The following is a 6,784-nucleotide window of genomic DNA, read 5'->3' as shown; positions in this document are numbered from 1 at the left end:
CTATACACTATCGCAGTCGTTCTGATCATCCTTTGGTTGCTGGGCATCGTCACCTCGTACACGGTCGGCGGCTTCATCCATATTCTGCTCGTAGTAGCCATCATCATGATCCTGCTGCGCCTGATCAGCGGACGCGGCATCTAGATGTCCCTTCGGGGACACACTAACGGGGCGGCCCTGCATGCCTATGCAGCGCCGCCCCGCTTTTTCGCGCTACACTTAAACTTCTGTGGAGGGATGCCATGAGAATGAAAAACCCCAGCAAACTCCTGGCCGCAATGACGGCCCTGGCCATCGCCCTGAGCGGCTGCGCCGACATGAACGCCACCGAGCGCGGCACCGCCACCGGCGCCGGCGTGGGCGCCGCACTGGGCGGCATACTGGGCGCCAGCACTGGCCACGGGGGCACCGGCCGCGCAGCAGGCGGTGCGGTACTGGGCGCGGCAGCAGGCGCGGTGGTCGGCAATATCTGGTCGAAACACATGGAACAGCAAAAGCAGGCCATGGAACAGGCCACGCGCGGCACCGGCGTCCAGGTCAGCCAGACCGGCGACAACCGCCTCAAACTGGAAATCCCCAGCGATATCTCGTTCGACACCAACCGCTCCGACATCAAGCCGGACTTCCGCCCCATCCTGGACCGCTTTGCCGGCACCCTGAACGACAATCCGGCCACCACCGTGACCATCATCGGCCATACGGACAGCACGGGCAGCGACGCGATCAACCAGCCGCTGTCGGTTGACAGGGCGGCCCATACCCGCGACTATCTGGCCTCGCGCGGCGTCTCGCCGACCCGCGTGGTGGTGGAAGGCCGCGGATCGCGCGAGCCGATCGCATCGAATGACGACAACGCGGGCCGCGCCCGCAACCGCCGCGTGGAAATCTTTGTGGCCGAACCGGCGCCACGCAGCTGATCCAAGGAGAAACCATGAAACGCCATCTGCCCCTGTTGTGCGCCTGCCTGACTGTCCTGGCCCTGCCCGCTTCCGCCCAGGCGCTGAAGCCTGGACTGTGGGAGCTGACCAACCGCGTTGCGTCCGGCAGTCCGGAAACCATGGCGGCCATGGCGGCGGCACAGCAGCAGATGGCGAACATGCCGCCCGATCAGCGCAAGATGATGGAACAGATGATGGCCAAGCATGGCGTGTCGATGAATCTGGCCGATGGCGGCGGCGTCAAGCTGACCTACTGCCTGACCAAGGAAATGGCCGAGAAGCAGGAGCTGCCATCCGGCCAGCCGGGCCAGTGCACGACCACCCGCACGCCCGTCCCCGGCGGTATGAACGTCACCTTCAACTGCACCAAGCCGCCGTCCAGCGGCAATGGCCAGGTCATCTTCAACGGCAACACCGGCTACACCATGAAGATGAACGTCAACAGCACCGCAGCCGGCAAGGCGCAGCAAATGACGGTGGAAGGATCGGGACGCTGGCTGTCCGCCGATTGCGGCAGCGCCGCCAAGGCAGCGCCGGCACAGCCGCCAGCGCCCGGCTACTAAAACGCGTGGCGGAAGCCCACGTTGATGGCCTTGTTGCCGCTACCGCGTTCGGTGGCGTTGCCCACCGTGTAGGGCGCGCCATTGCGGTTCTTGATGTGGGCAAAGGCCGCATACAAGGCACTGCGCTTGGATAGCGCATACGTCATGCCGACGGCGATCTGGTCGGCATCCATATTGGCCAGCGTGCGATCATCCTTGCGGATGTACGACACCATATACGTCGCCGCTCCATGCGGAATCGACAGGCCCACCAGCATGTCATTGCTCTTGTGCGAAGGCGAAGACATCACCAGTGCGCCATAAGGATTGTTCTGGTCCCAGGGCGAGCTGCCCACGCCGCGGTTCATSCCAAAGGCCGCGTACACCGTGGCAATGCCGAGATTCATATTGGCGGCAACCAGGGAATTGCGCGCGGACAGGTCTACCGGCTGAGTCGAACCTTCCGCCTGCAGCAGATTGTTCTTCTTCTGATAAGCGACCCGCACATTGAACAGGCTGTTGGTATAGCCGACCGTCGCGCCATACGCCTGGTTGCGCGAGGTGCTGAAGGCCGATTCGCCGAAGCTGTAAATCGCGCTGGCGTTCCAGCCGCGCATCAGCGGAGTCGAATACTTGATGGAATTGTCGTAGCGCTTGGTGGTATAGCCCATCAGATTAGTGGCGGCGCCCGCCAGCCCGGCGTGGAAGGGATCGGCGACATCGGCCAGCGTTTCGTACTGGAGGTTGTACTGGCGTCCCAGTGTCAATGCTCCCCAGCGGCCGTCGAGCCCGACAAATGCCTGGCGCCCGAACGTGCGGCCTTCTTCGGAGCGGCCGGTATCGTTCTCGACACCCGCCTCCAGCGTAAAGATCGCAGCCGTATCGCCCCCGAGCTGCTCGCGGCCCTTGACGCCGAGCCGCGAGCCCGATTCCACGCCGGGCGACAGCTTGACATTGGGACAGCCATCGCGACAACCGCGCTCAGCCACGATGCCGGCATCCAGCACGCCGTAAATCTGTACGGAGCTGGAGTTCTGGGCATACACTGCAATAGGCAGCAGACCGGCAAGCAAGGTGACAGCGGTTTTCATGATGATCCCTCAAGCTTGCTGTCAGCTTAGGGTAAGCACCATGGTGCAATCTGTGCGAACGCACACAAAAGAACACTGAGGAGACAACATGCAAGCCCAGAGCCTGTATGCCAGCAAGCGCATGTCCGCGGCGGACGCCGTACAACTGGTGCGCGACGGCGACACCATCATCGTTCCCACCGGCGCGGCTGAGCCGCCGGGCTTGCTGACTGAGCTATCGACCCAGCGCCGCCGCTTCCGTGGCGTGAAAGTGTCGCAGATTCTGGCCATGCGGAAATACGAATACTTCGATTGCGACACCGCCGAGCATGTACGCCACGTGGCGTTGTTCTTCGGTGGCGCTTCGCGTGGCTGCGGCCAGGGCGGCTGGGGCGACTTCATTCCGAATTACTTCTCCGAAATTCCGCTGATGATCGAGCGCGGGCTGATTCCGTCGGACGTAGTGTTTGCCCTGGCCTCCGACATGGATGAGCACGGCTATTTCGCGCTCAGCCTGGGCGCGGACTACACGATGGCGGCGATCCAGAAGGCGCGCGCTGTGGTGCTGGAAGTGAATCCGAATGTGCCGTTTGCGCATGGGCAATGCCATGTGCACGTGTCGCAGGTCAGCGCGATTGTCGAAAGCGACGAGCCGGTGATCGAAGTGGGGCTGCCCAAGATTGGTCCGGTGCAGGAATCGATTGGGCGCTATGTGGCCGAGATGATCGAAGACGGCTCGACCTTGCAGATCGGCTATGGCGGCATTCCCGATGCGGTGGTGCAGCAGCTGACCGGCAAGCACGATTTGGGGATTCACACCGAGATGATCGGCGACGGCATCTTGAAGCTGGTGAAATCGGGCGCAGTGACCAACCGCCGCAAGAGCTTCCTGCCTGGAAAGATGGTCGCCACCTTTGCGCTGGGATCGCAGAACCTGTACGAGTTCATGCACCACAACCCGATGCTGGAAATTCATCCGGTGAACTTTACCAACGACCCGTATATCGCTGGGCAGAACGACAAGCTCATCACCATTAACGCGACGCTGCAGGTGGACTTGCTGGGCCAATGCGGTTCCGAAAGCCTGGCCCATCTGCCCTACTCCGGCACCGGCGGACAAGTCGATTTCGTGCGTGCCGCCAACCGCTCGCGCGGCGGCAAATCGTTCATTGTGCTGCCTTCGACGGCGAAAGAAGGCGCCATCTCTCGGATCGTTCCAACACTCACGCCCGGCACGCACGTCACCACTGGCAAAAACGACGTCAATTACGTGGTGACCGAGTATGGCGTCGCCCAGCTCCGCGGCAAATCCGCCCGCCAGCGCGCTGAAGCGCTGATCGCCATCGCGCATCCCGACTTCCGCAGCGAGCTCCGCCAAGCCGCCTCCACCCTCCTCCTCGCCTAACACCGGGGGGTCAGATCCGACATTCGGACAATTTTGCGCGCCCACGCTATTCGCTGCGTCAAGGCCGAACATTGCTCTCAATTCGGCCACGTGGGCATGGTTAGACCAGCGCAAACCRCCGTTCGGAGCTGACGGCGCCATAGGAGCCGCGAAAAATGTCCGAATGTCGGATCTGACCCCATGGTGGGGGGGCGCTGTGTTCGGTGGCGAACAATCAAAACGGGGCCGTAAGCATAGACTGAGCCGTGGAGGCTGCTATGAGATACGGGAAGGCAAATCACTGGGTCGCGATATTTTTGACGAGCTGGTCACTGCTCGCCTGTGCCGGTCTGCCAGAGGTTGATCCGGATGAAGCCCGTCTTACAGCGACGACCCTGCCCGTCGTCGAAACGGCACACGGTAAGCTGCCCAAGCAGACCACCGAAGCGCTGCTGAAGAAGCACTGGGCCAAGTCCACCCTGGATTTGAAAGCCCAGGCGGCGCTGGAGGAGTCCGCAACCGGCGTGCCGCTGATCGCGGGCAATTCAGTGAAGCTGCTGTTCGACGGCCCGCAGACCATGGCCGAAATGATGAAGGCCATCTCCGCCGCCAAGAACAATATCAATTTCGAGACCTATATTTTCGACCAAGATGAGCTTGGCGAAAAATTCGCCGAGCTGCTGATCCAGAAGCAGCGCGAGGGCGTGACCGTCAATGTGATGGTGGACGCCGTCGGCACCATCGGCGTGCCGCAGACCTTTCTCGATCACATGCGCGAGGGCGGCATCGATTTGCTGGTGTTCAATCCCGTGAATCCCGCAAAAGCCCATGGCAATGGCTGGAAAGTGAATAACCGCGACCACCGCAAGATGCTGATCGTGGACGGCAAAGTCGGCTTCGCCGGCGGCATCAATATCAGCGACACGTACTCCAAGAGTTCGCCTTTCCGTTCCGGTAAGCGCGGCGGCTCAGCGCCCGGCGGTGGCAGCGCTCCATCCGGCAGCGGCCTGGGCTCGGGCGCGGGGGCGGATAAAGGCAAAGGCGAGAACGAAGTCGGCTGGCGTGATACCCATGTGCGCATCGAAGGCCCCGCTGTGCAGTCCATGCAATGGCTCTTCATCCACAATTGGATCAGCCAGGATGTCGATGATCTGCGCGATGCCAACTACTTCCCCACGCCCACCGTGGAAGGCGATAAGGTGGTGCGCGTCCTGGGCAGCGAGCCCGGCGGCAAGTTCGAAATCTACAAAGCACTCCTGCTGGCGATCCAGGAATCGAAGAAATCCATCCACATCACCTGCGCTTATTTCGTGCCGGAYGATCAAACGCTTCAAGCCCTGATCGAGGCGGCGAAACGCGGCGTGGATGTGCAGCTGGTCCTGCCCAGCAAGTCCGACAGCGAACTGGTCTTCCACGCCGGCCGCGCCTTCTACTCGCGCCTGCTGAAGGCCGGGGTGCGCATTCACGAACTGAAACTGTCCGTGCTGCACGCAAAAACCGTGGTGATCGACGGCGTCTGGTCCACCGTCGGCTCCACCAACATCGATACCCGCAGCTTCCTGCACAACAGCGAAGTCAACGTGATCGTGATGGGTGACGTGTTCGGCACCGAGATGGAAAACGCCTTCAAGGAAGATCTGCGCAACTCCACCGAAGTTACGCGCGAAGCCTGGGAGCACCGTCCCTTCGCCGCCCGCGTTAAAGAATGGCTCGCCCGCTTCTGGGACTACTGGCTCTGAGCCTGCTGCCAGACATCGCCACTGCGGATAAAAGCGTCCGTGCCCGCCGCTTCAAAGGACTCGCCATTCCAGCTGCGCCGTTCGACTTCGATGCGGTCATGCTCGACGCGGATCACGTTGAATGAATTCGACTCGCCGCGTCCGCGCGTGGAGGTCGCTGTGCCCGCCTGCACGATCAGCGCCGCATAGCCGCTGATCTTGTAGCGTTCTGCGCTGGAGTGGGAGTGACTGGTGTGCAGGTGGCCGGCCAGCAGCAGGTCCACGCCGCAGCGGGCGAAAGCAGACATGGCCATCTCGGCGCGATCGACCAGCTCATCTTCATCGTAGTGCTCGGGCAGATCGAAGGGGTGGTGCGTCACCACCACCCGCGCGAGGCTGCGCGGCAAGCCGTCGAAGCGCTCGTGCAGGCGGATGATCTGCTCGCGGTTCACGCGGCCGTCCTTGAAGGTCAGCGAGCGCGCGGTGTTCAGGCCCAGCACCGCAATCTCATCGTCCACATACTCGGGCGACATGTCCGAGGTGATGTGGCGCTGGTACTTGTCCAGCGGCGTGAGAAAGCGCGCCACCACGTTATACAGCGGTATATCGTGATTGCCCGGCACCACGATTTGCGGGTCGGGCAGGCTCGCCAGAAAATCGCGCGCTTCGATGAACTGGGCGCTGCGCGCCCGCTGCGTGAGATCGCCGGAGATCACCACCACATGCGGCTGCACCGCACGCACCGTCTCGCGCAAAGGCGCCAGCAATTGCGCGTCCACGCGGCCAAAATGCAGATCGGACAAATGCACCAGCGTACGCATAGCGTCTCCTCAAGGCACCAGCACCGGCAAGGCTGCCGGACGGATGCGGTAGTGCAGCGGCGTGGTCATCACCGTCACTTCGCCATCCGTCGCGACACGCAAGCGCTTGTGATGGGTTTCCACCTGCAGCTCTTTCGCCAGCTCCGCGCTGAAATCGCGCGCCTGGGCCAGACTGCCGAGCAACGCGTGGAAAGCCAGCCGCACCAGACCCAGCCGCGTAGGACGCTGCGCCACATACAGACTCAGCGATCCGCCATCGATGCACGCCCGCTCGCCGATGTTGAAGCCCTGCATGGTGTATTCATTATTAC

8 protein-coding genes are annotated in these 6,784 nt (G+C 62.3%); 5 read left to right on the top strand and 3 right to left on the bottom strand.

Translation table 11 applies throughout. From position 1 onward, the window contains the following. The 3 genes from AB4Z11_RS18540 to AB4Z11_RS18530 form a co-directional block, all read left to right on the top strand. Nucleotides 1-144: lmo0937 family membrane protein (locus AB4Z11_RS18540; protein ID WP_442026772.1), on the top strand; the 144-nt coding region annotated here is incomplete at its 5' end. Nucleotides 145-242: 98 nt separating this feature from the next. Next, entirely contained in the window at nt 243-917 is a 675-nt protein-coding gene (locus tag AB4Z11_RS18535) for an OmpA family protein (RefSeq protein ID WP_442026771.1), read from the top strand. Nucleotides 918-931: 14 nt separating this feature from the next. Beyond that, nucleotides 932-1,501 carry a DUF3617 family protein gene (locus AB4Z11_RS18530; protein WP_442026770.1) on the top strand — a complete coding sequence of 190 codons (570 nt, stop codon included), beginning with the start codon at nt 932-934 and terminating at the stop codon, nt 1,499-1,501. Here the strand turns inward: AB4Z11_RS18530 and AB4Z11_RS18525 are convergent. Next, nucleotides 1,498-2,571: a porin gene (locus AB4Z11_RS18525; RefSeq protein ID WP_442026769.1), complete on the bottom strand. Its 1,074-nt coding sequence runs from the start codon at nt 2,569-2,571 to the stop codon at nt 1,498-1,500. The genes AB4Z11_RS18530 and AB4Z11_RS18525 overlap by 4 nt on opposite strands. 88 nt (nt 2,572-2,659) lie before the next feature. On the opposite strand from AB4Z11_RS18525, the gene AB4Z11_RS18520 reads away from it, so the two are divergent. Beyond that, a complete protein-coding gene (locus AB4Z11_RS18520; RefSeq protein WP_442026767.1) occupies nt 2,660-3,955 on the top strand; it encodes an acetyl-CoA hydrolase/transferase family protein in 1,296 nt (431 codons plus the stop codon). Between the two features lie 257 nt (nt 3,956-4,212). Then, nucleotides 4,213-5,673 (top strand): phospholipase D-like domain-containing protein, encoded by a 1,461-nt coding sequence (locus AB4Z11_RS18515; protein WP_442026765.1) that lies wholly within the window; start codon nt 4,213-4,215, stop codon nt 5,671-5,673. Here the strand turns inward: AB4Z11_RS18515 and AB4Z11_RS18510 are convergent. Then, nucleotides 5,661-6,473: a metallophosphoesterase family protein gene (locus tag AB4Z11_RS18510; RefSeq protein WP_442026763.1), complete on the bottom strand. Its 813-nt coding sequence runs from the start codon at nt 6,471-6,473 to the stop codon at nt 5,661-5,663. The two genes, AB4Z11_RS18515 and AB4Z11_RS18510, sit on opposite strands and share 13 nt — an antisense overlap. A gap of 9 nt (nt 6,474-6,482) precedes the next feature. Continuing rightward, nucleotides 6,483-6,784, bottom strand: a 302-nt coding sequence (locus AB4Z11_RS18505; RefSeq protein ID WP_442026761.1) for a diacylglycerol/lipid kinase family protein, incomplete at its 5' end; no start/stop codon positions are given.

The sequence above is a fragment of the Pseudoduganella sp. RAF53_2 genome, from assembly GCF_052113985.1.
Taxonomy (GTDB): domain Bacteria; phylum Pseudomonadota; class Gammaproteobacteria; order Burkholderiales; family Burkholderiaceae_D; genus Rugamonas.
Note: the sequence above shows the minus strand (reverse complement) of the source record. Positions and strands in the feature narration are given on the sequence as shown.

Bases quoted from the DNA above. Each gene is read 5' to 3' on its own strand.
- AB4Z11_RS18535 (WP_442026771.1), top strand. From the start codon at position 243: ATGAGAATGAAAAACCCCAGCAAACTCCTGGCCGCAATGACGGCCCTG.
- AB4Z11_RS18530 (WP_442026770.1), top strand. From the start codon at position 932: ATGAAACGCCATCTGCCCCTGTTGTGCGCCTGCCTGACTGTCCTGGCC.
- AB4Z11_RS18520 (WP_442026767.1), top strand. From the start codon at position 2,660: ATGCAAGCCCAGAGCCTGTATGCCAGCAAGCGCATGTCCGCGGCGGAC.
- AB4Z11_RS18510 (WP_442026763.1), bottom strand. From the start codon at position 6,473: ATGCGTACGCTGGTGCATTTGTCCGATCTGCATTTTGGCCGCGTGGAC.